Source organism: Variovorax sp. GW821-FHT06D12, assembly GCF_059419205.1.
The window spans coordinates 787,497-809,803 of sequence record NZ_JBWKRI010000001.1 but is presented as its reverse complement, the minus strand read 5'-3'; the positions used below and the strand labels follow the sequence as shown (position 1 = coordinate 809,803).

Annotated in this window: 21 protein-coding genes; 19 read left to right on the top strand and 2 right to left on the bottom strand. The window is 67.7% G+C overall.

The genetic code is table 11. The annotated features are described in order from the left end of the window. Positions 1–63: 63 nt before the first annotated feature. Both zapE and AC07SQ_RS03825 read left to right on the top strand, forming a co-directional pair. On the top strand, positions 64–1,161 hold the full coding sequence (gene zapE / locus AC07SQ_RS03830; RefSeq protein WP_062480826.1) for a cell division protein ZapE: 1,098 nt from the start codon (positions 64–66) through the stop codon (positions 1,159–1,161). Beyond that, positions 1,158–1,817 (top strand): hypothetical protein, encoded by a 660-nt coding sequence (locus AC07SQ_RS03825; protein WP_495270693.1) that lies wholly within the window; start codon positions 1,158–1,160, stop codon positions 1,815–1,817. Before zapE ends, AC07SQ_RS03825 begins: the two co-directional genes overlap by 4 nt. Before the next feature lie 21 nt (positions 1,818–1,838). Here the strand turns inward: AC07SQ_RS03825 and AC07SQ_RS03820 are convergent, their stop codons facing one another. Next, the gene (locus AC07SQ_RS03820) at positions 1,839–2,609 is read right to left on the bottom strand and encodes a PP2C family protein-serine/threonine phosphatase (protein ID WP_095745659.1); all 771 of its coding nucleotides are present in this window, start codon (positions 2,607–2,609) and stop codon (positions 1,839–1,841) included. 107 nt (positions 2,610–2,716) lie between these two features. On the opposite strand from AC07SQ_RS03820, the gene AC07SQ_RS03815 reads away from it, so the two are divergent. Next, positions 2,717–2,923: an HP1242/YdcH family protein gene (locus tag AC07SQ_RS03815; RefSeq protein WP_062481953.1), complete on the top strand. Its 207-nt coding sequence runs from the start codon at positions 2,717–2,719 to the stop codon at positions 2,921–2,923. Further along, entirely contained in the window at positions 2,920–5,001 is a 2,082-nt protein-coding gene (gene yoaA, locus AC07SQ_RS03810; RefSeq protein ID WP_495270694.1) for a DNA repair helicase YoaA, read from the top strand. Before AC07SQ_RS03815 ends, yoaA begins: the two co-directional genes overlap by 4 nt. 24 nt (positions 5,002–5,025) lie before the next feature. Here the strand turns inward: yoaA and AC07SQ_RS03805 are convergent, their stop codons facing one another. Beyond that, positions 5,026–5,835, bottom strand: coding sequence for an outer membrane protein assembly factor BamD (locus tag AC07SQ_RS03805; RefSeq protein WP_070061014.1), 810 nt, complete (start codon positions 5,833–5,835; stop codon positions 5,026–5,028). Between the two features lie 23 nt (positions 5,836–5,858). Between AC07SQ_RS03805 and AC07SQ_RS03800 the strand changes: the two genes are divergently transcribed. The 15 genes from AC07SQ_RS03800 (at position 5,859) to hflK (ending at position 22,299) form a co-directional block, all read left to right on the top strand. Then, complete coding sequence (locus AC07SQ_RS03800; protein ID WP_495270840.1) at positions 5,859–6,875, top strand: RluA family pseudouridine synthase; 1,017 nt, start codon at positions 5,859–5,861, stop codon at positions 6,873–6,875. Positions 6,876–7,003: 128 nt separating this feature from the next. Continuing rightward, entirely contained in the window at positions 7,004–7,939 is a 936-nt protein-coding gene (gene scpB, locus AC07SQ_RS03795; RefSeq protein ID WP_495270695.1) for an SMC-Scp complex subunit ScpB, read from the top strand. Further along, complete coding sequence (locus tag AC07SQ_RS03790) at positions 7,936–9,795, top strand: pseudouridine synthase (RefSeq protein ID WP_495270696.1); 1,860 nt, start codon at positions 7,936–7,938, stop codon at positions 9,793–9,795. The genes scpB and AC07SQ_RS03790 overlap by 4 nt, the downstream gene beginning before the upstream one ends. A 152-nt stretch (positions 9,796–9,947) precedes the next feature. After that, positions 9,948–10,373: a nucleoside-diphosphate kinase gene (ndk, locus tag AC07SQ_RS03785; RefSeq protein ID WP_013542117.1), complete on the top strand. Its 426-nt coding sequence runs from the start codon at positions 9,948–9,950 to the stop codon at positions 10,371–10,373. Between the two features lie 21 nt (positions 10,374–10,394). After that, complete coding sequence (gene rlmN, locus AC07SQ_RS03780; protein ID WP_492727346.1) at positions 10,395–11,564, top strand: dual-specificity RNA methyltransferase RlmN; 1,170 nt, start codon at positions 10,395–10,397, stop codon at positions 11,562–11,564. 4 nt (positions 11,565–11,568) lie between these two features. Then, a complete protein-coding gene (gene pilW / locus AC07SQ_RS03775; RefSeq protein WP_307586902.1) occupies positions 11,569–12,420 on the top strand; it encodes a type IV pilus biogenesis/stability protein PilW in 852 nt (283 codons plus the stop codon). Continuing rightward, a complete protein-coding gene (locus AC07SQ_RS03770; RefSeq protein ID WP_495270697.1) occupies positions 12,413–13,348 on the top strand; it encodes a RodZ domain-containing protein in 936 nt (311 codons plus the stop codon). Before pilW ends, AC07SQ_RS03770 begins: the two co-directional genes overlap by 8 nt. Beyond that, positions 13,345–14,625: a flavodoxin-dependent (E)-4-hydroxy-3-methylbut-2-enyl-diphosphate synthase gene (ispG, locus tag AC07SQ_RS03765; protein WP_070061008.1), complete on the top strand. Its 1,281-nt coding sequence runs from the start codon at positions 13,345–13,347 to the stop codon at positions 14,623–14,625. Before AC07SQ_RS03770 ends, ispG begins: the two co-directional genes overlap by 4 nt. A 15-nt stretch (positions 14,626–14,640) precedes the next feature. After that, positions 14,641–15,951 carry a histidine--tRNA ligase gene (hisS, locus tag AC07SQ_RS03760; RefSeq protein WP_495270698.1) on the top strand — a complete coding sequence of 437 codons (1,311 nt, stop codon included), beginning with the start codon at positions 14,641–14,643 and terminating at the stop codon, positions 15,949–15,951. Between the two features lie 6 nt (positions 15,952–15,957). Next, complete coding sequence (locus tag AC07SQ_RS03755; protein ID WP_062480767.1) at positions 15,958–16,650, top strand: YfgM family protein; 693 nt, start codon at positions 15,958–15,960, stop codon at positions 16,648–16,650. A gap of 12 nt (positions 16,651–16,662) precedes the next feature. Next, positions 16,663–17,805 carry an outer membrane protein assembly factor BamB gene (gene bamB, locus AC07SQ_RS03750; protein WP_062480765.1) on the top strand — a complete coding sequence of 381 codons (1,143 nt, stop codon included), beginning with the start codon at positions 16,663–16,665 and terminating at the stop codon, positions 17,803–17,805. Between the two features lie 66 nt (positions 17,806–17,871). After that, positions 17,872–19,215 (top strand): ribosome biogenesis GTPase Der, encoded by a 1,344-nt coding sequence (gene der, locus AC07SQ_RS03745; RefSeq protein WP_062480763.1) that lies wholly within the window; start codon positions 17,872–17,874, stop codon positions 19,213–19,215. 164 nt (positions 19,216–19,379) lie between these two features. Then, the gene (hfq, locus tag AC07SQ_RS03740) at positions 19,380–19,625 is read left to right on the top strand and encodes an RNA chaperone Hfq (RefSeq protein WP_056582504.1); all 246 of its coding nucleotides are present in this window, start codon (positions 19,380–19,382) and stop codon (positions 19,623–19,625) included. 53 nt (positions 19,626–19,678) lie between these two features. Continuing rightward, a complete protein-coding gene (gene hflX, locus AC07SQ_RS03735; RefSeq protein ID WP_495270699.1) occupies positions 19,679–20,848 on the top strand; it encodes a GTPase HflX in 1,170 nt (389 codons plus the stop codon). Positions 20,849–20,922: 74 nt separating this feature from the next. After that, complete coding sequence (hflK, locus tag AC07SQ_RS03730; RefSeq protein ID WP_070061003.1) at positions 20,923–22,299, top strand: FtsH protease activity modulator HflK; 1,377 nt, start codon at positions 20,923–20,925, stop codon at positions 22,297–22,299. Positions 22,300–22,307 lie beyond the last annotated feature (8 nt).

Here is a 22,307-nt window from a genome sequence, read left to right as displayed (position 1 = left end):
CCCGGCCCCGATCGACCCTCGCGGGGCGGTCGGGGCTCTCCATTTTTGAAGCGATCCGATCCCTTGAGCGTCAAACAGGCTTACGAAGCGGAACTCGCGGCACGCGGGTTCAAGAGCGATCCCGCACAACTGGCGGCCGTCGAGGCGCTCGACCGCTGCGCCACCGAGTGGGGCGAGTACAAGGCCCGGCGCTCCAATGCGCTGAAGAAGCTCATCAACCGTCCGGAGCTGCCGCGTGGCGTCTACATGTACGGCGGCGTGGGGCGCGGCAAGAGCTTCCTGATGGACCTGTTCTTCAACGCCGTGCCGCTGCGGCGCAAGACACGCCTGCACTTCCACGAGTTCATGCGCGAAGTGCACCGCGAGCTGCGCGACCTGCAGGGCACCGTGAACCCGCTCGACGAGCTGGGACTGCGCATCTCCAAGCGCTACAAGCTGATCTGCTTCGACGAGTTCCATGTCGCGGACATCACCGACGCGATGATCCTGCACCGCCTGCTCGTGGCGCTGTTCGACAACGGCGTGGGCTTTGTCACCACCTCGAACTTCAAGCCCGACGACCTGTACCCCGGCGGCCTGCACCGCGACCGCATCCTGCCCGCCATTGCACTGCTCAACCAGAAGCTCGAGGTGCTGAGCGTGGACAACGGCACCGACTACCGGCGCCGCACGCTGGAACAGTTGCGCATGTACCTCACGCCGAACGATGCGGCGGCCGAGAAGGAAATGCGCCACGCCTTCGACAAGCTGGCCGAGACGGCCGACGAAAACCCGATTCTGCACATCGAGCAGCGCGAGATCCGCGCGCTGCGCAAGGCCGGCGGCGTGGTGTGGTTCGACTTCAAGACGCTGTGCGGCGGCCCGCGTTCGCAGAACGACTACCTCGAGATCGCGAGCCAGTTCCACACCGTGCTGCTGTCCGACGTGCCGCACATGCCGGTGCGCATGGCCTCGGAAGCACGCCGTTTCACCTGGCTGGTCGACGTCTTGTACGACCGGCGCTGCAAGCTCATCATGTCGGCCGAGGTTCCGCCCGAGGCGTTGTACACCGAGGGGCCGCTGGCGCACGAGTTTCCGCGCACGGTGTCCCGGCTCACCGAAATGCAGTCGAGCGAATTCCTCGCCCTGGAACGCCGCATCGTCGACACCCGACTCACATGAAAAAAACCGCTCTTGCCCTGTTCCTGGCCCTGGCCAGCCTGCCGCTGTGGGCCCAGTCCAATGCGGCGGCGGGCAACGCCGACCTCGAAGCCGAACGTAGCCGCCTGGCGGCCGAGCGCGAGGTCATCGAGTCGCGCTACGCGAAGGAGCGCGCGGCCTGCTACAAGAAGTTCGCGGTCGAAGACTGCCTGCGAGAAAGCCGCAGCCGCCGTCGCAAGGAAACCGACCACATCAAGCGGCAGGAAACCGCGATCAACGACATCCAGCGCCAGCGCAGCGGCGCGGCCGAGCTGCAGAAGCTCGACCAGAAGGCCACCACCCAGCGCCCGCAGGATTCGCGCGAACAGCGCGAGAAGGCGCAGGAAGACCAGAAGGCGCGCGAGCAGCGCGCCGCCGACCACGCCGCGAGCCGGGCCGCGACCGCGGCCGACGCGGCCGAGCGCCAGCGCCAGTTCGAGAACAAGCAGAAGGCCCATGCCGACGAGCAGGCCAAGGCGGCGCAGCGCCGCGCCGAAGCGCCGGCCGCGACCACGCGCTTCGAGGACAAGCAGAAGCGGGCGGCGGAACACCGCGCCAACCGCGAACGCCAGAACGCCGAGCGCACCAAGCCGCGCGGCGCACCGTTGCCACCGGCACCGGCGGCTTCCTCGCCCTGATCCTTGAAAGAGGGCGGGCGCTCAGGCCGCCGCGGGCAGCCGGTCGAGCTTGAGCACCGCGATCGAGATGTTGTCGCCCGTGCCGCGCGCACGGCGCCGCGCTTCTCCCACCAGGATTTCCACTGCGTCGCGCGGCGGCTGCGCGTACAGCACGCTGGCCAGTTCCTCGGGTGAGAAGTAGTGCCACAGGCCGTCGCTGCAGGCCATCAGCAGGTCGCCCGGCTGCAGCTTGGCGATGTGGTGCGGATCGACGGGCGGCGGCGTGGTCGTCATGCCCAGGCAGCCCAACAGGATGTTGCCCTGCGGGTGGATGTTGGCCTCGGCCTCGCTGATCTGGCCGCGATCGACCAGCGCCTGCACGTACGAATGGTCGCGCGTGCGCTTGACCAGCGCGCCGTCGTTGAAGTGATAGATGCGCGAGTCGCCCGCATGAATCCAGGCGCAGTCGCCCTTGGGGTTCATCAGGAAGGCGGCCAGCGTGCTGTGCGGTTCCTGCTCGCTCGACAGCGCCGTGAGCTTGATCACGGTGTGGGCGTCTTCGAGCAACTGGCGCAGCACGACGGCGGGGTCGTCGCGTTCGGGGCTGTAGCGGGTGAAGAGCTGGCGCGCGGTCATGAGCACCTGGTCGGACGCCTTGCGCCCGCCGCTGCGCCCGCCCATGCCGTCGGCGATGACGCCGAGCACGCAGCCCGGCGTGCGGGGGTGGCTCATCAACAGCACCTGGTCCTGCTGGTAGGGGCGATCCCCCTTGTGGAGGCCGGTGGCGGCGGCGAGTCGAAAGCCTTGGGTCATGAGCGCTGGGGCGCCAGAGGCGCGCTTTCTGTCTTCTCTGGGGTTCGTGTCAGGACGTATTATCGAATGAACACGCGCGGCCCCATGCGGCACGCGCACCCCCACCGTTGGACTCCAATCTTCATTCCCTTTCCCGTCAGCTGATCGAGCTGCGCATTGCGCATGCCGACCTCGACGCCACCATCGACCGGCTCTCGGAAGACGGCACGCCGCAGGACGAACTGCTGATGCGCCGCCTGAAAAAGCGCCGTCTCGCCCTGCGCGACCAGATCGCCCAGCTCGAGAACGCGCTCGACCCGAAAGAGCCGGCGTGACGTCGCCGCTCGAAAACCAGGTGCGCGACGCGTTCGCGCAGGACGGGGTGCTGTCGCAGGCCGCCGAGCAGTTCCGCGAACGCGGCGGCCAGACCGAGATGGCGATGGCCGTGGCCCGCACCATCTCCGACGGCGGCATGCTCGTGGTCGAGGCCGGCACCGGCGTGGGCAAGACCTTCTCGTACCTCGTGCCGGCATTGCTGAGCGGCGAGCGCGTGCTGCTCTCGACCGCCACCAAGACCCTGCAGGACCAGCTGTTCGGCCGCGACCTGCCGCGGCTCGTTGAAGCCTTCGCACTGCCGATACGCACGGCGCTGCTGAAAGGGCGGGGCAGTTACCTGTGCCTGCACCGCCTCGACATGGCGCGCCACGACGCCTCGCTGCCTGAGCGCGGCAGCCTGCGCACGCTGGCGAAGATCGAGCAGTGGTCGAAAGCCACGCGCACCGGCGACCTCGCCGAACTGCCGGGGCTCGACGAACGCTCGCCGCTGATTCCGCTGATCACCTCCACGCGCGAGAACTGCCTGGGCGCGCAATGCCCGCAGTTCAAGGCCTGCCACGTCAACCTGGCGCGGCGCGAGGCGCTGGCGGCCGACATCGTGGTCATCAACCACCACCTGTTCTTTGCCGACCTCGCGGTGCGCGAGACCGGCATGGCCGAGCTGCTGCCGACCGTGAGCGTCGTGGTGTTCGACGAGGCGCACCAGCTCAACGAGACCGGCGTGCAGTTCCTGGGCGCGCAGCTCGGCAGCGGGCAGGCGCTCGACTTCGCGCGCGACATGCTCGGCGCGGGCCTGCAGCATGCGCGCGGGCTGGTCGACTGGCAGCAGCTGGTGGCGGGCGTCGAACGTGCGGCGCGCGAACTGCGCCTGGTGGTCGGCAAGCAATGGCCGGGCGCCAAGCTGCGCTGGATCGGCCCTGCCCCCGAGGGCGTGAATGCCGAAGCCTGGCAGGGCGCGCTCGACGACCTGCAGGGCGCCTTCGTGCTGGCCGCTGATGGGCTGGACACGGTGAGCGAGATCTCGCCCGACTTCGTGCGCCTGCACGAGCGCGCGCGTCAGCTCGCCAAGCGCACGGCACGCTTCGCGCAGCCGTGCGAGCTCGACTCTGTGCGCTGGGTCGACGTGGGCACGCAGCTGCGGCTGATCGAGTCGCCGCTCGACATCGCCGATGCGATGCGCAAGCGGGTGCTCAAGCTGGCCGACGAGCCCGTGGAGTCCGATTTGCCCTACGGAGACGACGAGGAAGACCCCGAGCACGGCGCTGTCCCGCCACCACCGCAGGAAGACAGCCGCCGCGCCTGGGTCTTCACCTCCGCCACGCTGGGCGACGACCCGACGCTGCGCTGGTTCACCGAACCCTGCGGCCTGCGCGATGCCGAAGTGCTGCGTGTGCAAAGCCCCTTCGACTACGCCTCGCAGGCGGCGATCTATGTGCCGCGGTCCTTTCCGAAGCCCAACGATCCCACGCACAGCCAGCAGGTGGCCAAGCTGGCCGCGCACGGAGCCGCCGAACTCGGCGGGCGCACGCTCGTGCTGACCACCACGCTGCGCGCGCTGCGCACCATCGGCGACGCGATGCGCCAGCAGTTCGAACTGCTTCAGACGGAGGCGCGGCCCGAGGTGCTGGTGCAGGGCGAGCTGCCCAAGCGCGTGCTCATGGACCGCTTCCGCGAAGGCGCGAGCAACGGGCGCGCGGGCTGCGTGCTGGTCGCGTCGGCGTCGTTCTGGGAAGGCTTCGATGCGCCGGGCGACGCGCTGCAGTTCGTGGTGATCGACAAGCTGCCGTTTCCGCCGCCCAACGATCCGCTGGTGGAGGCCCGCTCGCAGCGGCTCGAAGCGCAGGGGCGCAGCTCGTTCAGCGACTACTCGCTGCCCGAGGCGGCCGTGGCATTGAAACAAGGGGCAGGGCGCCTCATTCGCCGTGAAACCGACAGCGGCGTGCTCGCGATCTGCGACACGCGCCTCGTGGCGATGGGCTATGGCCGGCGGCTGCTGGCGGCGTTGCCGCCGATGCGTCGGCTGGAAACCGAAGCGGATTTCGAGAGCGCGATCGATGCGCTCAGGAAACCTTACTGATATCTATCGGGGGGGGGCGCTGGATTACCAGAGCTTCCACCAGGGGTCGGTGCTGCCCTTGAAGCCGTTCGCCAGGTAGGTGCTCTGCGGATAGTTGGTGGTCAGCACGCGTTGTGCATCGTCGCGCAGGTCCTTCATGCCGAGCGCGTCGTACGACTTGACCATGATGTACAGGGCTTCTTCGAGCGCCGGCACTTCGCGGTAGTCGGACAGTGCGATCTGTGCCCGGTTGATGGCCGCCAGGTAGGCGCCACGCGAGTAGTAATAGCGGGCCACGTGAACTTCATACTGCGCGAGCGAGTTCACGATGTAGTTCATGCGCTGGCGCGCGTCGGGCGCGTAGCGCGACTCGGGGAAGCGCGTCACGAGGTCGCGGAAGGATTCGAACGATTCCTTGGCGGCCTTCTGGTCGCGCTCGGACAGGTCCTGGCGCGTCAGGAACGCGAACATGCCCAGGTCGTCGTTGAAGTTGATCACGCCCTTCAGGTAGAGCGCGTAATCGAACGCCGGGCTGGCCGGGTGCAGCTTCATGAAGCGGTCGAGCGTGGCGATGGCGTTGGCCTTTTCGCCGGCCTTGTGCTGGGCGTAGGCCTTTTCGAGCTGGGCCTGCTGGGCCAGCGGCGTGCCGGCGGCACGGCCTTCGAGCTTCTCGTACAGCGGCACTGCCTTGTCGTAGGCGCCGGAGCCGACTTCGTCCTTGGCTTCCGAGTAGATGCGGTTGGGGCTCCAGTTCGCGGTCTTGTCTTCCTTGGTGGTGGAACCGCAACCGGCGACGAGAAGGGCCGCCGCGCTGAGCGCGATCCAGGCAGGGACCGATAATTTGGCGCGAAACATCACATACGGCTTTCGTGAAACAGTTGCCCTCAATTATATCGACCGCCCCCCTGACCGATCCCCCGGAAGGGCCTGAACCTGAAGAGGGTGCCGATCTCGCGGAGCCCAGCGAGCTGCGGCCCTTCGCCATCGACGCCGCGCAGCACGGGCAGCGGCTCGACCGCGCCCTGGCGGCGCTGGTGCCCGAGTTTTCGCGCAGTTACCTTCAGCAACTCATTGAGGCCGGCGCCGTCGAGCTGCAAGGGCGCACGCTCACCAAGGTTTCTGCCACGGTGCGCGTCGGCCAGTCGGGGCGCATCGAACTGCGGCCCACGCCCCAGAGCCAGGCCTTCCGGCCCGAGGCGATGGACCTGGTCACGGTCCACGAGGACGAGCACCTGCGGATCATCGACAAGCCGGCCGGCCTGGTGGTGCATCCGGCGCCGGGCCACTGGAGCGGCACGCTGCTGAACGGGCTGCTGGCGCTCGACCCGAAGGCCGTGCTGCTGCCGCGCGCGGGCATCGTGCACCGCCTCGACCGCGACACCAGCGGCCTGATGGTGGTGGCGCGCACGCGGGCTGCAATGGACGCCATGGTGGCGCTGATCGCCGCGCGCGATGTGAAGCGCCAGTACCTGGCGATGGGGCACAAGGCCTGGGAAGGTGCGGCGGCCCGGCAGGTCGATGCGCCGATCGGCCGCGATCCGCGCAACCGCCTGCGCATGGCCGTGGTCGACCTGGAGCGCCACGCGGGCAAGACCGCGCGCACGCTGATCGAGCGGCTCGACAGCCACACCGACGGCTGCGCGGTGCGCTGCACGCTCGAAACCGGTCGCACCCACCAGATCCGCGTGCACATGGCGTCGATCGGCCATCCGCTGGTCGGCGACGCGCTGTATGGCGGCGCGCCCGCGGCGGGGCTGTCGCGGCAGGCGCTGCATGCGTTCCGGCTGGCGTTCGTGCATCCCGTCACACAGCAGGCGATGGAGTTCCGCTCGCCGCCGCCGCCCGATCTGGCCCAGGCTTTGCAGACCTGGGGGCTGGATTACAATCGCGCCTGACGGCCCGAGGGCCGCGCCGGCCACCCGATGCCGGCCTTGCGTTGCACTCGCCGCGTGCCGGCAACGCCTACCCCTTCCATCCATCTGAACAAGCGTCGCCAGGCGCCTTTTTCCGGATAACGCGAACCATGAATACGGCGGATGCCAAGCGCATTCTCGAAACCGCCTTGATCTGTTCGAGCCAGCCGCTGCCGGTGCGCGACATGCGCGTGCTGTTCGACGACGAGCTGGGCGTGGACACGATCAAGGTGCTGTTGCTCGAACTGCAGGAAGACTGGGCGCAACGCGGCCTGGAGCTGGTGAGCGTCGGCAGCGGCTGGCGTTTCCAGAGCCGGCCCGAGATGCGCGATGCCCTCGATCGCCTGCATCCCGAGAAGCCGCCGCGCTACACGCGCGCCGCGCTCGAGACGCTGGCCATCATTGCCTACCGGCAGCCGGCCACGCGCGGCGACATGGAAGACATCCGCGGCGTCACGATCAACTCCCTGATCCTGAAGCAGCTCGAAGACCGCGGCTGGGTCGAGGTGATCGGCCACCGCGAAACCGTTGGCCGGCCCGCGCTCTACGCGACCACCCGCCAGTTCCTCGACGACCTGGGGCTGGCCTCGCTGGACCAGCTGCCGCTGGTGGAAACGCCCGCGCAGCAGGCGGCGCTGGTTGACGCACTGCAGCAGGCCGCGGGCGACCAGCCGGGGCTGCCGATCGACGGCGATGCGGCGGAAGAGGCCGTTGCGGAATCTGCAGAGCCCGCAGCGCTGGTGGATGGAGAAGAAGGTGTGCAGCCCGAACTCGCCATGATCGATGCGCCGCCTGAGTCGGCTGAGCTGGCAGAGGTCGTCTCGACCGATGCGGCGGAGTTTGCCGAAGAGGTGGTGGCGATCGCCGAGGCCGCCGAGCCCGTCGATGAGGCGTTGCCTGTGTCCGAGCCAGAAACCGGCGAGCCGCCCGCCGAACCCGAAGTGGCCGCCGCGCCCGAAGAACCCGAATCTGAGGTCCCGTCCCCCGCAGCGGACGAGACCGACCCCGACGACCCCCACGCTGTTTCTCCCGGAAAAACCCCATGAGCTCATCCGACACCGACGACGCAGCGATGCTGCCGGTCGAACCCGAAGTCAAGAAGCGGAAGCGGGCCGCCACGCCCAAGAAGGTGACGGAAGTTGCTGTCGAATCCGTCACTGCGCCCGCAGAGCCGGCAGGGGCCGAGGCCGGGGAAGCGCCGAAGAAGCCGCGTGCACCCCGCAAGAAGAAGGTGGTCGAGGCGCCGGCTGCCGATGAGCAATTGGTGAGCGCGGCGGAAGTCGCTCCTGCTGCGGAAGCTCCCGCGACGGTCCAGCCCGATGTGGCGCCCGTGGCCGCGGAAGTGGTGGCAGCCGAGGCAGACGAGCCGGCGCCGGTCGAAGCACAGCGTCTCCAGGCGTCCGACGAAGACCAGGACGACGACCGCGGGGACGACGAAGACGACGAGGAAGACGAGCCCGACGAAGAGGAAGACGACCTCGACCGCGCCCGTCGCGCCGCCGAGCGCGAGCAGCGCAATGCGCCGCCGACCGAGCCGATCCGTTTTGCCGACGTCATTTCCGGCCAGTTCGACGCCGACGAGGAAAGCCCCGAGGTGCCGCCGCTCAAGCGCGTGCTGCTGCCCGAGGCCGATTCGCCCAAGCTGCACAAGGTGCTGGCGCAGGCCGGTCTCGGTTCGCGCCTCGAGATGGAGCAACTCATCTTGCAGGGCCGCATCTCGGTCAACAACGAGCCGGCCCACATCGGCCAGCGCATCCAGTACGGCGACCAGGTCAAGATCAACGGCAAGCCGATCCGCTACCGCATCGCACCGCCGCCGCCACGCGTGATCGCGTACCACAAGCCCGTGGGCGAGGTCGTCACGCACGACGACCCGCAGAACCGCCCGACGGTGTTCCGCAAGCTGCCGCGTCTGCAGCAGGGCAAGTGGCAGTCGGTCGGCCGGCTCGACCTGAACACCGAAGGCCTGCTGCTGTTCAGCAGCTCCGGCGACCTGGCCAACCAGCTCATGCACCCGCGCTTCGGCCTGGAGCGCGAGTACGCGGTGCGCGTGCTGGGCGCGCTCACCAGCGAAGAAAAGAAGAAGCTGCTCGAGGGCGTGCGCCTGGACGACGGCATGGCGCAGTTCGGCACCATCGAAGACGGTGGCGGCGAAGGCTCCAACTGCTGGTACCGCGTGACCATTTCCGAAGGCCGCAATCGCGAGGTGCGCCGCCTGTTCGAGTCGGTGGGCCATGCGGTCAGCCGGCTGATCCGCATCCGCTACGGCGCGATGGTGCTGCCGCGCGGTCTCAAGCGCGGTGCCTGGATGGAGCTCGACGAGCGCGACATCCAGGCGCTGTTCCAGGCTTCGGGCGGTGCGCAGGCGCGACCGGCGGGTCCGTCGCAACGCGGTCCCGGCGGGCCGGAGGGCGGCGGTCGCAATGGCCGGAACAAGAAGCGCCGCGGCAACAACAACAACAACCGCAACGGCGGCATGGGCGGCGGCCAGCCGCGTGAAGCGCGCGGCGAAGGCCGCGAGGCGCCGATCCCGAGCCCGCTGGGCGACGGTCGTCCGCCGCGCGGCGAGCGCGGCGGACGCGGTGGTCCCAACCGGGGCGGCGGCAACGGCGGTCCGCCACAGCAGGGACGCCGCGGCAACGCCGGTCCGGGCAACCGTCAGGGCGGCCAGGGGCAAGGGCAGGGCGGCGGTGGCAACCGGTCGGCGGGTGCTGGCGGTGGCGGCGGTGCGAACCAGCCCGATCCGATGAAGACCTCGCTCGGCTACATCGGTGCCGACAGCTTCTCGCGCCAGCGCAAGGAACAGCGCGGCGGCCCGGGACGTCGCGGCGGTGGTGGCGGCTCGCAAGGCGGCGGTGGTGGCTTTGGCGGTGGTGGCGGCGGACGCCGCCGCGGACGCTGAAAGCCAGCCGTCGGAGCGCGGCCTTTCGCGGGGTTTTCACCAATCCCGCAGGTCGCGCCGGTTAAAATCAGAGGCTTTGTCGACGTGCCACGAAACAAACTCGTTGCAGTTGTGACAAAACACTTCAAAATCAAAGCTCAGGAAGCATTTCAATGGCTATCGAACGTACCCTTTCCATCATCAAGCCCGACGCCGTCGCCAAGAACGTCATCGGCAAGATCGTTTCCCGCTTCGAGGCTGCCGGCCTCAAGATCGTCGCCGCCAAGCTGGTTCACCTGTCGCGCAACGAAGCCGAGCAGTTCTACTCGGTGCACAAGGAGCGTCCCTTCTTCAAGGACCTCGTCGAGTTCATGATCTCGGGCCCCGTGTTCGTGCAAGTGCTCGAAGGCGAGAACGCCATCGCCAAGAACCGTGACCTGATGGGCGCCACGGACCCCAAGAAGGCAGCCGCCGGCACCATCCGCGCCGACTTCGCCGACAGCATCGACGCCAACGCCGTTCACGGCTCGGACGCGCCCGAAACGGCTGCCAACGAAGTGTCGTTCTTCTTCGCCGGCCTCAACGTCTACGCACGCTGAAGCCGTTGCTCGCCTGAATTCATGACCACAGCCAATCTGCTCGAATTCGATCTCGACGGGCTGGCTGCGTTCTGCGAAAAACTCGGCGAGAAAAAATTCCGCGCCACGCAGCTGTTCCGCTGGATCCACCAGCGTGGCGCCAGCGACTTCACCCAGATGACCGATCTGGCGAAGTCGCTGCGCGAGAAACTCGCGACCACCGCGCGCGTGGAGGCCCTGTCGGTCCTCACGCAGCATGAATCCAAGGACGGCACGATCAAGTGGCTGTTCGACGTCGGCGGCGGCGATGCGGTCGAGGCCGTGTTCATCCCCGAAGACGATCGCGGCACGCTGTGCGTGTCGTCGCAGGCCGGTTGCGCCGTGGGCTGCCGCTTTTGCTCGACCGGGCATCAGGGCTTCAGCCGCAATCTCACCACGGGCGAAATCGTCGCCCAGCTCTGGTTCGCCGAGCATTTCCTGCGCAAGCACCTGAATCGCAGCGAGCGCGTCATCTCCAACGTGGTGATGATGGGCATGGGCGAGCCGCTGCAGAACTACTCTGCGCTGGTGCCCGCCTTGCGCACCATGCTCGACGACAACGCCTACGGGCTGTCGCGCCGCCGTGTCACGGTGTCGACCTCCGGCGTGGTGCCGATGATCGACCGCCTGGGCACCGATTGCGCCGTGGCCATGGCTGTCTCGCTGCATGCGCCCAACGATGCGCTGCGCGACGACCTCGTGCCGCTCAATCGCAAATACCCGATCGCCGAACTGCTCGAGGCCTGCAAGCGCTACCTCGTGCATGCGCCGCGCGATTTCATCACCTTCGAATACTGCATGCTCGACGGCGTCAACGACCAGCCCGAACATGCGCGCCAGCTGATCGAGCTCGTGCGCAAGCACGACGTTTCGTGCAAGTTCAACCTGATTCCGTTCAACCCGTTCCCGGCGTCGGGCCTGCTGCGCTCGCCGCAACCGCGTGTGCTGGCCTTTGCCCGCACGCTGAGCGAAGCGGGCCTCGTGACCACCGTGCGCAAGACGCGCGGTGACGACATCGACGCCGCCTGCGGACAGCTCGCCGGCGACGTGAAAGACCGCACCCGCGCGGCCGAACGCATGGCCCAGCGCCGTGCGGCGGTGGCCGAGCGCCCCGTCGTTCTGCACCCGCCCCGCGCCAAGACCCCCAAGACCACCGTTCCCCAGGAGCATTGACGCAATGAGCATGGCCTTTCCGACGACGACCGCGAGCGTGCAGCGAGTGCTGAGCGCAGGAATCGCGAGCGTCGCCGTGGCGCTTCTTCTCGCGGGCTGCGTCAACACGCGAACCACCACCACCGGGCTTGTCGGCAGTGGGGCTGACAGCGGCACCAGTGTCGTGACCGACGTCGACGAAAACAACCGTCGCCGTGCCCGCCTGCGGATGGAGCTGGCGGCCGGCTACTTCGAACACGGCCAGCCCTCGGTCGCCCTCGAAGAGCTCAAGCAGGTGCTGGCCATCGACCCGAACTACGCCGACGCCTACAACCTGCGGGGCCTGGTCTACATGCGACTGGACGACGCCGGCCAGGCCGAAGACAGCTTCCGCCGCGCGGTCGCGATCAATCCGCGCGACGCCAACACGCGCCACAACTACGGCTGGCTGCTGTGCCAGCAGAACCGCTATGGCGACGCCGCGCAGCAGTTCGCCGCGGCACTGGCCGTGCCCAGCTATGCCGACCGTGCCAAGACGCTCATGACCCAGGGGGTCTGCGAGCTCAAGGCCGGTCAGCGGCCGCAGGCCGAGCGCAGCCTCCTGCAGGCCTACGAGCTCGACGCCGGCAATCCGGTGGTCGGCTTCAACCTAGCCTCGGTGCTGGCGCAGCGCGAAGAATGGTCGCGCGCGCAGTTCTACGTCCGCCGTGTCAACAACAGCCCCTCGGCCAATGCCGAGACGCTCTGGCTCGGCATCAAGATCGAACGGAAGCTCAACAACCGCGAGGCTGTCGCGCAGCTGGGCGGTCAATTGCAACGACGTTTCCCTCAATCGCGGGAGGCAATGGCGTACGAGCGCGGGAATTTCAATGACTGAACGGGTTTCGGAGTTCGGGACGTCCGCGGCGCTGCCGTTGGCAGAAGGCGACGTCACGCACAAGACGGCCGGCGACATGCTGCGCGAGGCGCGCGAAGCGCATGGCCTGCACATCGAGATGGTGGCCGCGGCGCTCAAGGTGCCGCCGCAAAAGCTGATCGCACTCGAGGCCGACGACATCGCCTCGCTGCCCGACCCGGTGTTCGCCCGGGCCCTGGCCAGCAGCGTGTGTCGCGCACTGCGCATCGATCCGGCGCCTGTGCTTGCCAAGCTGCCGGGCGCGCAACGTGCACCGCTGGCCGAAACCAACCGCACGTTGAATGCCCGCGTGGTCTCCGATACGCCGCGCTGGAACGGTGGACGCTCCGGCGGCCTGCCGTCGCGCGCACTGCTGACGGTCGTGGTGCTGCTCTTGATCGGCGCCGGCGTGCTGTTCTGGATGCCGCAATCGGCGTTCGACCAGATCGGCGCCTCCGTCGCGCGGCTGACCGCAAAGAATGAGGGCGAGACCATGCCGCCGCCCGCCGATCCGGCCGATGTCTCGGAGCCCGTGCCGACGCAGGCCGTGGCGCCGACCGGCCCGGTGGGCGCCGCCCCGGCCGCCGGCGTGGCGGCTGCCGCGCCAGCCGCCCCGGCCTCCGCGCCCATCGCGGCCGTCGCCAACACCAGCGCCAGCACCGCCAGCAGCCAGCAGCTCGTCTTCGTGGCGCGCGAGGAATGCTGGATCACCGTCACCGAAGCCGGCGGCAAGCAGTTGCTGCGTCGCAGCCTGCAGGTCGGCGAGACCGTCGGGCTGTCGGGCACGCTGCCGTTGTCCGTGGTGGTGGGGCGTGCATCGGCCGTCGATGTGCAGGTGAACGGAAAGCCCTACGATCTGAAGCCTGTCACCCGCGGCGGCGGCGTGGCGCGTTTCGAGGTGAAATCGTGACAACCGACTGCACTCCCCAACCCATCGAATCGGCGGCGCCCAAGGCGCGCCGCTCGCGCCAGGCCAGCGTGGTCTGGGGCCCGCGCATCGTCACGGTGGGGGGCGACGCGCCCACGCGCGTGCAGTCGATGACCAACACCGACACGGTCGATGCCATCGGCACCGCGATCCAGGTCAAGGAACTCGCCATTGCGGGCTCCGAGATGGTCCGCATCACCGTCAACACGCCCGAAGCCGCCGCTCAGGTGCCCTACATCCGCGAGCAGCTCGACCGCATGGGCATCGACGTGCCGCTGATCGGCGACTTCCACTACAACGGCCACCGCCTGCTCACCGACTATCCGGCCTGCGCCGAGGCGCTGAGCAAGTACCGCATCAACCCCGGAAACGTGGGCAAGGGCGACAAGAAGGACAAGCAGTTCGGCCAGATGATCGACGCGGCCATGCGTTGGAACAAGCCGGTGCGCATCGGTGTGAACTGGGGTAGCCTCGACCAGGAACTGCTCGCCAGCCTGATGGACACCAACAGCCAGCGCGCCGAGCCCTGGGATGCCAAGCAGGTGATGTACGAGGCGCTGATCACCTCGGCCATCGAGTCCGCCAAGCTGGCCGAATCGATGGGCATGGCCGGCAACCAGGTCATCCTGTCGTGCAAGGTGAGCGGCGTGCAGGACCTGATCTCGGTCTACCGCGAGCTCGCGAAGCGCTGCGACAACCCGCTGCACCTGGGCCTGACCGAAGCCGGCATGGGCACCAAGGGCACGGTGGCCTCGGCCACGGCGCTGTCGATCCTGCTGCAAGAGGGCATCGGCGACACGATCCGCGTGTCGCTCACGCCGCAGCCGGGCGAGTCGCGCACGCAGGAAGTGCTGATCGCCAATGAAATCCTCCAGGCCCTGGGCCTGCGCGTGTTCGTGCCGAGCGTCACGGCCTGCCCGGGCTGTGGCCGCACCACCAGCACCACGTTCCAGGAACTCGCCAAGCAGATCGACGACTACCTGCGCCTGCAGATGCCGGTCTGGCGCAAGAAGTACCCCGGTGTCGAGACGCTGAAGGTGGCCGTCATGGGCTGCATCGTCAACGGCCCTGGCGAGAGCAAGCACGCCGACATCGGCATCAGCCTGCCCGGCACGGGCGAAGCACCGGCTGCGCCGGTCTTCATCGACGGCGAAAAGGCCCTCACGCTGCGCGGCGACAATATCGCCAACGAGTTCCACCAGCTCGTCGAAACCTACATCGAAAAGCGCTTCGGCAGCGAACACGCTGTCCTGGCCTGACACCTCCGCAGACTCATGGCTGAAAAACTGAATGCCGTCAAAGGCATGAACGACATATTGCCGCCCGAATCGGCGCGCTGGGAGTGGCTCGAAGCCACCGTGCGCGACCTGATGGGGCGCTATGCGTACCGCAACGTCCGCACCCCGATCCTGGAGCACACGGCGCTGTTCGTGCGCGGCATCGGCGAGGTGACGGACATCGTCGAGAAGGAGATGTACGCCTTCGAAGACCGTTCGGACAAGCATGGGCAGTCGGAGCACCTGGCGATGCGCCCGGAGAACACGGCCGGCCTCGTGCGCGCCGTGATCGAGCACAACATGCTCTACGAAGGCCCCAAGCGCCTCTGGTACACGGGCCCGATGTTTCGCCGCGAAAAGCCGCAGCGCGGGCGCTTCCGCCAGTTCCACCAGATCGGCGCCGAGGCGCTCGGTTTTGCCGGACCCGATGTCGACGCCGAACTGATCCTGCTGGCCACCGCGCTGTGGAAGGCCATCGGCCTGACCGACGTGCGCCTGGAACTCAATAGCCTGGGCCAGCCGGCCGAGCGCGCGCTGCATCGCGCCCAGCTCATCGCCCACTTCGAGCAGCACGCCGACAAGCTCGACGAGGACGGCAAGCGCCGCCTGCACAGCAACCCGCTGCGCATCCTCGACACGAAGAATCCGGCGATGAAAGAGGTGGTCGAGTCGGCGCCGAAGCTGATCGACTTTCTCGGCGCCGAATCGCTGGCGCACTTCGAGGGGCTGCAGGCCATCCTCAAGGCCAACGACATCCCCTTCACGATCAACCCGCGCCTCGTGCGCGGGCTCGACTACTACAACCTCACGGTGTTCGAGTTCGTGACCGACCGCCTTGGCGCGCAGGGCACGGTGTGCGCCGGCGGCCGTTACGACGACCTGATCGCGCAGATCGGCGGCAAGCCGGCGCCCGCCGTAGGCTGGGCCATCGGCGTCGAGCGCGTGCTCGACCTGCTGAAAGAGCAGGGCGCCGAAGTGCCGGCACCGGTGCCCGATGTCTATGCCATCGTGCCTGATGCCGCTTCGATGCCCGTCGTGCTGCGCGCCTTGCAGCAGTTGCGCGAAACCGGCGTGCGCGTGCAGATGCACGCCAGCACCGCCGAAGGCCTTGCGAGCTTCAAGGCGCAGATGCGCAAGGCGGACGCCAGCGGCGCCGCCTACGCCCTGATCTTCGGCGCCGATGAACTTGCACGCGGTGAAGTGACTCTCAAGGCCTTGCGCGACGCCAGCGTTGCGCAGTCCGCCCGTTCACTTGCTGAAGTGACCACCTGGGCCGCCACCCTACAATCGCCGGCTCCCAACCTCTGACAGCGCATGGCCACCCATCTCGACCTCGAAGAACAGGAACAGCTCGACCAGCTCAAGCATTTCTGGAACACCTACGGCACCCTGATCACCTGGGCCGTGCTGCTCGTCGCCGGCGCCTTCGTGGCCTGGAACGGCTGGCAGTACTACCAGCGCACCAAGGCTGCCCAGGCCGCGGCCCTTTATGACGAGGTCGAGCGCAGCACGCAGTCGGGCGACGTCGAGCGCATCCAGCGCGTGATGACCGACATGAAGGACCGCTTCGCAGGCACCGCCTACGCGCAGCAAGCCGGCCTGCTGGTCGCCAAGACGCTGTTCGACAAGGGCAATGCCGATGGCTCGCGCGCGGCGCTGGGCTGGGTGGCGCAGAACGCCGTCGACCCGGGCTACCAGGCCATCGCCAAGCTGCGTCTCGCAGCCGAACTGCTCGATGCCAAGTCTTACGACGACGCGCTCAAGCAACTCGACGGCAAGGTGCCGACCGAATTCGAACCGCTGGTGGCCGACCGCAAGGGCGACATCTACATGGCGCAAGGCAAGCGCGACGAGGCGCAGGCCGAGTACCGCAAGGCCTGGACCGGCCTGGGCGCCGGCTCGGACTACCGCCGGCTGGTCGAGATCAAGCTCAACGCGGTCGGTGTCGACCCGAAGACCCTGGCGCCGACCGTCACCGTGACGCCCGCCGTCCCCAAGAACTCCTGATCGCACACCCTCATGAATTTCAAGCGTTTCATGCCTGAATCGACCGCCCTGCGCGCGGGTTCTGCTCTTGTTCTGGTAGCGCTCCTGGCCGCCTGTTCGGGCTCCGGCAAGCCCAAGCCCGCCGAACTGCCGGCCAACCCGTCCCTGATGGGTGTGCGCCAGGCCTGGAACGTGCGGATTCCGGGCGTCGAATTCCCACTCACCGCCGATGTCAGCGGTGACATCGTGACCGTGGCCGGCAGCGACGGCACGGTCGTCGCCATCGATGCCCGCGCCGGTCGCGAGACCTGGCGCGCCAGCGCCGGTGCGCCGCTGGCGGCCGGCGTCGGCAGCGACGGTTCGCTGACGGCCGTGGTCACCACCAACAACGAAGTGGTCGCCATCGAGAACGGCAAGGTGCTGTGGAAGCAGCGCCTGTCGGCCCAGGCCTTCACCGCACCGCTGGTGGCCGGCCGCCGCGTCTTCGTGCAGACCGCCGACCGCAGCGTCAGCGCCTGGGACGGCCAGAGCGGCCGTCGCCTGTGGCAGCAGCAGCGCCCGGGCGAAAACCTGGTGCTGCGCAAGTCGGGCGTGCTGATCGCGGTCGGCGACACGCTGGTCGCCGGTCTGGGCGGCCGACTCGTCGGCATGAACCCCGGCAACGGCAGCTCGCGCTGGGAAGCCCCCATCGCCGCCCCGCGCGGCACCAACGACGTGGAACGCCTGGTCGACCTGACCGGCAGCGTGAGCCGCTACGGCGACACGGTCTGCGCACGCGCCTACTACGCCAGCGTCGGCTGCGTCGACACGCTGCGCGGCCAGCTGCTGTGGAGCAAGCCGGCCTCGGGTGCCGACGGCGTGAGCGGCGACGAGCGCTTTCTCTACGGCACCGAATCGGATGGCAGCGTCACCGCCTGGCGTCGCGCCGACGGCGAGCGCGCCTGGCAGATGAGCCGCCTGAAGAACCGCGAACTGACCGCGCCGCTGGCCGTGGGCCGCTCGCTGATCATCGGCGAGAGCACCGGCACGTTGCACTTCGTGTCGCGCGAAGATGGTGCGCTGCTGAACCGCGTCACGCCCGATGGCTCGGCCATCACCGTGACGCCGGTGCTGGCCGGCAACACGGTGGTCGTCGTGACCGCCAAGGGTGGCGTGTTCGGCTACCGTCCTGAATAATCATTTTTTGTCTTTCTCTTACTTCCAAGGCCCGACCATGAAAACCGCGCCATCGAAAGGCCGGCCATGAAGCCGGTCGTGGCCCTGGTCGGCCGTCCCAACGTCGGCAAGTCGACGCTCTTCAACCGCCTGACCCAGACGCGCGACGCCATCGTCGCCGACTTCGCCGGCCTCACGCGCGACCGCCACTATGGCAACGGCCGCCTGGGCAAGCACGAGTTCATCGTGATCGACACCGGCGGCTTCGAGCCCGATGCCGGCAGCGGCATCTACAAGGAAATGGCCAAGCAGACGCGGCAGGCCGTGGCCGAGGCCGACGTCGTCATCTTCGTGGTCGATGCCCGCGAAGGCCTGTCGGCGCAAGACCACGACATCGCCAACGAGCTGCGCCGGCTGGGCAAGCCCTGCGTGCTGGCGGCCAACAAGGCCGAAGGCATGCACGACGGCACCAAGCTGGTCGACTTCTACGAGCTGGGTTTCGGCGACGTGCACGGCGTGTCCGCGGCGCACGGGCAGGGCATGCGCGACCTGGTCGAGCTGGCGCTTGCGCCGCTGAACCTGGCCGACCCGGACGACGAGGAAGACGAAGACGACGTCAACAAGCCGATCAAGCTGGCCGTGGCCGGCCGGCCCAACGTCGGCAAGTCGACGCTGATCAACACCTGGCTGGGCGAAGAGCGCCTGGTGGCCTTCGACATGCCCGGCACGACGCGCGACGCCATCTCGGTGCCGTTCGAGCGCAACGGCCAGCGCTTCGAGCTGATCGACACCGCCGGCCTGCGCCGCAAGGGCAGGGTCTTCGAGGCGATCGAGAAGTTCTCGGTGGTCAAGACGCTGCAGGCCATCGAGTCGGCCAACGTCGTGCTGCTGCTGCTCGACGCCACGCAGGGCGTGACCGACCAGGACGCGCACATCGCCGGCTACATCCTCGAAAGCGGACGTGCCGTGGTGATCGCCATCAACAAATGGGACGCGGTCGACAGCTACCAGCGCGAGCAGATCCAGCGGCAGATCGAAACCCGCCTGCCGTTCCTCAAGTTCGCGTCATTGCATTTCATCTCGGCCATCAAGCGCCAGGGCCTGGGCCCGGTGTGGCAGGCCATTGCGCAGGCCCACAAGTCGGCCACGCGCAAGATGTCGACGCCGGTGCTGACGCGCCTGCTGCTCGAGGCGGTGCAATTCCAGGCACCCCAGCGCGGCGGCATGTTCCGGCCCAAGCTGCGCTATGCGCACCAGGGCGGCATGAATCCGCCTGTGATCATCATTCACGGCAATTCGCTGGAGCATGTGACCGACGCCTACAAGCGTTTCCTGGAAGGGCGTTTCCGCAAGGAATTCGACCTCGTGGGCACGCCCTTGCGGATCCAGTTCAAAAGCTCGCAGAATCCGTTCGTGGACAAGGACAACTGAGGGCGCTTGGCTGCCGATGGCAGCCGTTGAGCCGCAGCAGGAGCGGAAGTTCCGTCTTTTGAGAACCGTTATTTTCTCAAGGCTTTTGACCCCGATTGCTGCGGCGCAGAAACCCTGTGTTAAGGTCATCTCTCCAACAACTACTCTTGAACACGGAGAATATCGTGAGCAATAAAGGGCAACTTCTGCAAGACCCGTTTCTGAACACCTTGCGTCGCGAGCATGTGCCGGTTTCCATTTATTTGGTGAACGGCATCAAGCTGCAAGGCCAGATCGAGTCCTTCGATCAATACGTCGTGTTGCTTCGCAATACAGTGACGCAAATGGTCTACAAGCACGCCATTTCCACCATCGTGCCGGGTCGTGCCGTCAACTTCTCGGCCAACGAGAACGACGACGCCGCCGCCTGATCGCGCGGAGCGCGGCGGCAACCCCGCCGCGCTTTTTCCATATCTGATTCCGCTTGTCTGATTCGATCCCCCGCCAGGAAGGCGCCGCCGTTCTCGTCGGTGTCGATTTCGGGCTGCCCCATTTCGACAGCGAGCTCGAAGAACTCGGCCTGCTCGCACAAACCGCGGGCCTGACGCCCGTTGCCCGCCTGGCCTGCAAGCGCAGGGCGCCCGATGCGGCGCTGTTCGTCGGCAGCGGCAAGGCCGAAGAGATCAAGGAGCTCGCCGCCATGCACCGGGCGAGCGAGGTCATCTTCGACCAGTCCTTGAGCCCTGCGCAGCAGCGCAACCTCGAACGCCAGCTCGATGTCGCGGTCTACGACCGCACCTTCCTCATCCTCGAGATCTTTGCCCAGCGCGCCCGTTCGCACGAAGGCAAGCTGCAGGTCGAGCTGGCTCGGCTGCAGTACCTGAGCACGCGGCTGGTCCGCCGCTGGTCCCACCTGGAGCGCCAGACCGGCGGTGCAGGTGTGCGCGGCGGCCCGGGTGAGAAGCAGATCGAGCTCGACCGCCGCATGATCAACGAGTCGATCAAGCGCACGCGCGAGCGCCTGGCCAAGGTGCAGAAGCAGCGCAGCACGCAGCGCCGCCAGCGCGAGCGCCGCGAGACCTTCAACATCTCGCTCGTCGGCTACACCAACGCGGGCAAATCGTCGATCTTCAATGCGATGGTCAAGGCCCGCGCCTATGCGGCCGACCAGCTGTTCGCCACGCTCGACACCACCACGCGCAACCTCTACCTGGGCGATGCGCGCCGGCAGGTGTCGATCTCCGACACGGTGGGTTTCATCCGCGACCTGCCGCACGGCCTGGTCGACGCGTTCAAGGCCACCTTGCAGGAAGCGGTCGACGCCGACCTGCTGCTGCACGTGATCGATGCCTCCAACCCGCACTATCCGGAGCAGATGGCCGAGGTCCAGTCGGTGCTGCAGGACATCGGCGCGGGCGACGTGCCGCAGCTGCTGGTGTTCAACAAGCTCGACGCCCTTGAAAGTGCGCAACATCCGCTGCATCTGCAGGACGAGATGGAAATCGACGGCGTGCAGGTTCCCCGGATCTTCCTCAGCGCCAGGACCGGTGAAGGCCTGCCGTTGCTGCGGGCCGAGCTGGCCCGGCAGTCGGGTTCCGTCGCCGATACGATGACCCCTGAGGCGGACGCTGAATTGCACGATGCGGCCCCTTGATTGGGCACAATCCCGCCACTGACACGAGAACGAAGCGAATGAATGCAAAGCCAGCGCGGAGAGGGTTTCTGGGCATGTTCAACCTGAACGATGGCCGATGGGGTCGCGGCGACGAGCCGTCCTCCAACGGCGACCGCCCGGCCGGCAACCGGCCGCCCGATGCCGATCCCCCCGGCGCCCCGATCCCGCCGCCTTCGAGCGGCAACCAGAACAACAACGGCAACGGCAATCGCCCGCGCGGCCAGGGCCCGAACCAGGGCCCGCCCGACCTCGACGAACTCTGGCGTGACCTCAATCGCAAGCTCGGCGGTTTCTTCGGCGGCGGCAAGGGTGGCGGCAATCGCCCCAACGGCACCGGCGGCGGTGGCGGCAACGGCTACAAGCCCGACATGAAGAACGCCGGCTTCGGCATCGGCCTCGTGGCCGCCGTGGCGGTCCTGATCTGGCTCGGCACCGGCTTCTTCATCGTGAACGAAGGCCAGCAGGCCGTGGTCACGCAGTTCGGTCGCTACAAGTCGACGGTGAACGCCGGCTTCAACTGGCGCCTGCCGTACCCCATTCAACGCCACGAAGTGGTGGTGACCACGCAGATCCGCTCCACCGACGTGGGCCGCGACGCCATCGTGCGTTCCACCGGCCTGCGCGAATCGGCCATGTTGACCGAAGACGAGAACATCGTCGAAATCAAGTTCGCCGTGCAGTACCGCCTGAGCGATGCGCGCGCCTGGCTCTACGAGAGCAAGTCGCCCGCTGAAACCATCGTGCAGGTGGCCGAAAGCTCCGTGCGCGAAGTGGTCGGCAAGATGAAGATGGACGCGGCGCTCGCCGAAGAGCGCGACCAGATCGCGCCCCGCGTGCGCGCGCTGATGCAGACCATCCTCGACCGCTACAAGGTCGGTGTCGAAGTCGTCGGCATCAACCTGCAGCAGGGCGGCGTGCGTCCGCCCGAGCAGGTGCAGGCCGCCTTCGACGACGTGCTCAAGGCCGGCCAGGAACGCGAACGCGCCAAGAACGACGCCGAGGCCTATGCCAACAACGTCGTGCCACTGGCCACCGGTACCTCGTCGCGCCTGAAGGAAGAATCCGAGGCCTACAAGGCCCGCATCGTGGCGCAGGCACAGGGTGACGCCGGTCGCTTCAGCTCGGTGCTGACCGAATACCAGAAGGCGCCGCAGGTGACGCGCGACCGCATGTACACCGACGCCATGCAGCAGATCTACGCCAGCACGACCAAGGTGCTGGTCGACAGCAAGCAGGGCTCCAACCTGCTGTACCTGCCGCTCGACAAGCTGATGCAGCAAGGCGGTGGCAACACAGCCACGCCCGTGGATGCCGCCAGCCCCAGCGTGGCCGGCACCGCACCGACCCAGTCGTCGGTGATCCCGGTGGCGCCCGCCACCACCGACGTGCGCGCCCGTGACGGCCGCTCGCGTGACCGCGACGTGCGCTGAGAAAGGCC

What these genes read in the sequence shown, in the direction of transcription:
- AC07SQ_RS03825 (WP_495270693.1), top strand. Translation starts at nt 1,158, where the DNA reads ATGAAAAAAACCGCTCTTGCCCTGTTCCTGGCCCTGGCCAGCCTGCCG.
- AC07SQ_RS03820 (WP_095745659.1), bottom strand. Translation starts at nt 2,609, where the DNA reads ATGACCCAAGGCTTTCGACTCGCCGCCGCCACCGGCCTCCACAAGGGG.
- AC07SQ_RS03805 (WP_070061014.1), bottom strand. Translation starts at nt 5,835, where the DNA reads ATGTTTCGCGCCAAATTATCGGTCCCTGCCTGGATCGCGCTCAGCGCG.
- scpB (WP_495270695.1), top strand. Translation starts at nt 7,004, where the DNA reads ATGAATACGGCGGATGCCAAGCGCATTCTCGAAACCGCCTTGATCTGT.
- AC07SQ_RS03790 (WP_495270696.1), top strand. Translation starts at nt 7,936, where the DNA reads ATGAGCTCATCCGACACCGACGACGCAGCGATGCTGCCGGTCGAACCC.
- ndk (WP_013542117.1), top strand. Translation starts at nt 9,948, where the DNA reads ATGGCTATCGAACGTACCCTTTCCATCATCAAGCCCGACGCCGTCGCC.
- rlmN (WP_492727346.1), top strand. Translation starts at nt 10,395, where the DNA reads ATGACCACAGCCAATCTGCTCGAATTCGATCTCGACGGGCTGGCTGCG.
- pilW (WP_307586902.1), top strand. Translation starts at nt 11,569, where the DNA reads ATGAGCATGGCCTTTCCGACGACGACCGCGAGCGTGCAGCGAGTGCTG.
- AC07SQ_RS03770 (WP_495270697.1), top strand. Translation starts at nt 12,413, where the DNA reads ATGACTGAACGGGTTTCGGAGTTCGGGACGTCCGCGGCGCTGCCGTTG.
- hisS (WP_495270698.1), top strand. Translation starts at nt 14,641, where the DNA reads ATGGCTGAAAAACTGAATGCCGTCAAAGGCATGAACGACATATTGCCG.
- AC07SQ_RS03755 (WP_062480767.1), top strand. Translation starts at nt 15,958, where the DNA reads ATGGCCACCCATCTCGACCTCGAAGAACAGGAACAGCTCGACCAGCTC.
- bamB (WP_062480765.1), top strand. Translation starts at nt 16,663, where the DNA reads ATGAATTTCAAGCGTTTCATGCCTGAATCGACCGCCCTGCGCGCGGGT.
- der (WP_062480763.1), top strand. Translation starts at nt 17,872, where the DNA reads ATGAAGCCGGTCGTGGCCCTGGTCGGCCGTCCCAACGTCGGCAAGTCG.
- hflK (WP_070061003.1), top strand. Translation starts at nt 20,923, where the DNA reads ATGTTCAACCTGAACGATGGCCGATGGGGTCGCGGCGACGAGCCGTCC.